Below are 3,011 nucleotides of genomic sequence, written 5' to 3'. Positions count from 1 at the left end.
GAAATTGATGGAGTTTCGACCACGTCGACGGAAGGCTGGAAGTACAAGATCGACGGCGTGCATGCCGAAAAAGGCATCGGCAGCACCAAGCTTGACGCTCCCGCAACGATCAGCTGGGCTTTCGGTTCCTACGAAGGCGAATAGCGTGGGACGGAGGTTAGGAACCGGCCCTACCCGGGACACTTTCTTTACCGCTTGCTCTTTCACACGAGCGGTCGACAAGGTGCAAGCTGCAGTTACGACCGCAGTTTGCTTCGCAACTCGGGAATGATCTTTAGCGGAACAAACTTGGCCAGCTGCTCGTCATCATCGCTCAACGAGGCGATTTGCTTGAGTAGCGAACTGCTGATATGAGCAAACCGCTCGTCCGCCATTAAAAACACAGTTTCGATGCCGGGATCTAACTGGTGATTCGCCATCATCATCGTAAACTCGCCCGCCGTATCGGTCAGCGGCCGGATTCCTCGCACCATAATGTTCGCATCCACGCTGCGAACAAAATCGACGGCCAGCCCGCTGAAGACCTCGACACAGACGTTGGAGAAGTCATGCGTGACATTTTCCAGCAATGCGACCCGCTCTTGCGGATCAAAAAGCGGCTTTTTGTCCGCATTGATCCCGATCCCAATGATCAGCTTGTCGAACAAACGCGATGCCCGCTCGATCACGTGCAAGTGCCCCAATGTGACCGGGTCAAACGATCCGGTGTAAACAGCGGTGTGAGGTTGTGGCATCGGTACCCGTTTCTGTGGTTTCAGATTTTCGAGAGTTCAGCGGAGCGATTCAAGCAAAGAGGGTGATCAACAAAACGAACGGACCACCGCGACCAAACGCTGTAAATCGTCTTCGTTATTGTAGGCATGAATACTGGCGCGAACCCCGCTACCACGGCAACTCAGCACGACATCCTGCTCGAGTCCGCGACTGCGAATCGCGGCGGGCTCGGCACCGGCAACCGAAAAGTTGACGATTCCGCTACGGTTTTCTGGATCAGCGGCAAGCGAGGTTTGGACGCCCAAATCGCGAAGCAAACCGTCCAGCCGGGTTGCCAGGCTGACGACCCGATCGCCGATCGCTTGATCGCCATGACATTGCCGCACCGCCAAAAACATTTCCAAACTTGCCGATAAGCCCCCGAGACCGACCATGTTGGCCGAACCCGCTTCGAAACGAGCCGCCTCGTCACGCAATTCAAGCTTGGGCTCATTGTAATTGTACGAGTTCTTGACGCTGCCCCAGCCGACATTGCCAACTCGAATTTTTGACAAATGTTCGCCGCGAATCATGGCAATTCCCGCTCCCTCGGGCCCCAGTAGCCATTTGTGTCCGTCGGCAGCGAGAAAATCGACAGGTACTCGTTCCAGATCCAAGGGAAACATCCCCAACCCTTGGATCGCATCGAGAAAGACCATGATGCCGCGTTGATGGGCCCGAGCCACCAAGTCGGCGATATCCAAGCGAAATCCGCTGGCGTAACCCACCCAACTGACCGCAATCATCCGCGTCGATTGATCGGCCGCTTCCATCAGGTCGCCGATTCGGACCTCTCCCTCATGTCGTGGGACAATCCGCACATCTACCCCCCGTGACTGCTGGTTCATCCAGGGAAACAGATTACTCGGAAATTCACCATCCGGGATCACGACACTGTCGCCCGCTTGCCATGGCCAGCCTTCGGCGACGATGTTGATTCCGGTCGATGTATTGGGAACCAAGCAAATTTCACGAGGGGCACAATTCAGCAATTTGGCCGCATCACGCCTCAATTTCTCGTTTCGAGCAGCCCAAGTGGGCCAAACCGTATCGCCCAAACGCGAGGCCTGGTCCAAGAAATTTGACATCGCGTCAAAGGCACCTTGGCTGAGCGGACCGACCGCCGCGTGGTCAAAATAGGCGAATTTTTCAGTAATCGGCATCTGGCTCCGCCACCAATCCCAGGGGTCGGTCTGGATGACATCGAGCCAAGCCGAAGGGAAGGAGCTGTCACAATCGGACCCCACAACCGAATTTCTTCCCTGACTTCTTGTGTTTTTTGTCGCCATTGTCCCTCTCCTCGAATTAACCTGCAAAGATCATTTTTGATTTCCGAATCGTCAATTTAGCTAGCAGGCCCAGGTCTGGGGAACATGGCCAAGAGCAACTATACTCTGTGTCATTCCCAGAAGCCCCCGTTTATCCCATCACACTGCTCCATGCTCCATACACGAGGTTATTGATGCCAAAGGCGCTCTGTTTGATCAGCCTTGTGGCATCGATCCTGATTCTAGTTCTGTTTCTAGCAGATGCCGTGATGGGGCTAATAGGAATGCATGAAGTCGCTCCCATGCGATCTGCTAGCCTGTTGATGGACATCACTTTCGTCGTCGTCGGTGGCGTCATGGTCTACCTGAGCTGGACGACCTATCGCGAACAGCGGTAGCGAAGCTTGCCCGCGGCAGCGAAGCCCAAGCGGCATGAGGTTTCCGATCGGATTGCGGCAAAGAGCTGCATCGCTGCCCGCTGACCGCCCGCCAGCCGATCCCGCAAATGCATGCGGAACCTTCACAAAACGTTCACGGCAATTCGCTAAGATAGCGATGTTCAATGACGTCCTCTCCCCGCCTCTGCTACCCGCTCAAAGTACAACTGCTATGCGCTCACGCTTGCTGCCTTTGTTTGTTTTGTTTGCTGTCGTTTCCGTGCCTCATTTGGCGTTCTCTCAGATGATTGTCGCCCACCGCGGTGCGTCGCATGACGCGCCTGAAAATACGTTGTCCGCGTTTCGGCTGGCTTGGGATCAAAACGCCGATGGCGTCGAGGGCGATTTCTATCTGACCGCCGATTCGAAAATCGTTTGCATTCACGACAAGGACACCAAACGAACCGCAGGTAAAAAATTGGTAGTCGAAGGATCGACACTTACCGAACTTCGCAAACTCGATGCGGGCAAATGGAAAGATGCGAAATGGGCCAACGAGCCCATCCCGACCTTTGCCGAAGTCCTCAAGACAGTGCCCGAGAACCGTACCTTT

At 54.9% G+C, this 3,011-nt stretch carries 5 protein-coding genes; 3 read left to right on the top strand and 2 right to left on the bottom strand.

Annotation, left to right across the window (positions count from 1 at the left end; translation table 11 throughout):
- Nucleotides 1-3 precede the first annotated feature (3 nt).
- A complete protein-coding gene (locus tag ABX962_RS33855) occupies nt 4-144 on the top strand; it encodes a DUF4430 domain-containing protein (RefSeq protein ID WP_372726081.1) in 141 nt (46 codons plus the stop codon).
- 92 nt (nt 145-236) lie between these two features.
- Here the strand turns inward: ABX962_RS33855 and coaD are convergent, their stop codons facing one another.
- Both coaD and ABX962_RS33845 read right to left on the bottom strand, forming a co-directional pair.
- On the bottom strand, nt 237-734 hold the full coding sequence (gene coaD / locus ABX962_RS33850; protein WP_339937892.1) for a pantetheine-phosphate adenylyltransferase: 498 nt from the start codon (nt 732-734) through the stop codon (nt 237-239).
- A 66-nt stretch (nt 735-800) separates the two neighbouring features.
- The gene (locus ABX962_RS33845; protein WP_372726080.1) at nt 801-2,000 is read right to left on the bottom strand and encodes an aminotransferase class V-fold PLP-dependent enzyme; all 1,200 of its coding nucleotides are present in this window, start codon (nt 1,998-2,000) and stop codon (nt 801-803) included.
- 215 nt (nt 2,001-2,215) lie between these two features.
- On the opposite strand from ABX962_RS33845, the gene ABX962_RS33840 reads away from it, so the two are divergent.
- Both ABX962_RS33840 and ABX962_RS33835 read left to right on the top strand, forming a co-directional pair.
- Complete coding sequence (locus tag ABX962_RS33840) at nt 2,216-2,419, top strand: hypothetical protein (protein WP_008709433.1); 204 nt, start codon at nt 2,216-2,218, stop codon at nt 2,417-2,419.
- Between the two features lie 211 nt (nt 2,420-2,630).
- The coding region (locus ABX962_RS33835; RefSeq protein WP_372726079.1) for a glycerophosphodiester phosphodiesterase family protein at nt 2,631-3,011 on the top strand (381 nt) is incomplete at its 3' end.

It is taken from the genome of Novipirellula sp. (genome assembly GCF_041583735.1).
Taxonomy (GTDB): Bacteria; Planctomycetota; Planctomycetia; order Pirellulales; family Pirellulaceae; genus Novipirellula.
The sequence above is the reverse complement of the archived record's forward strand: the minus strand, read 5'-3'. Positions and strand labels throughout refer to the sequence as shown.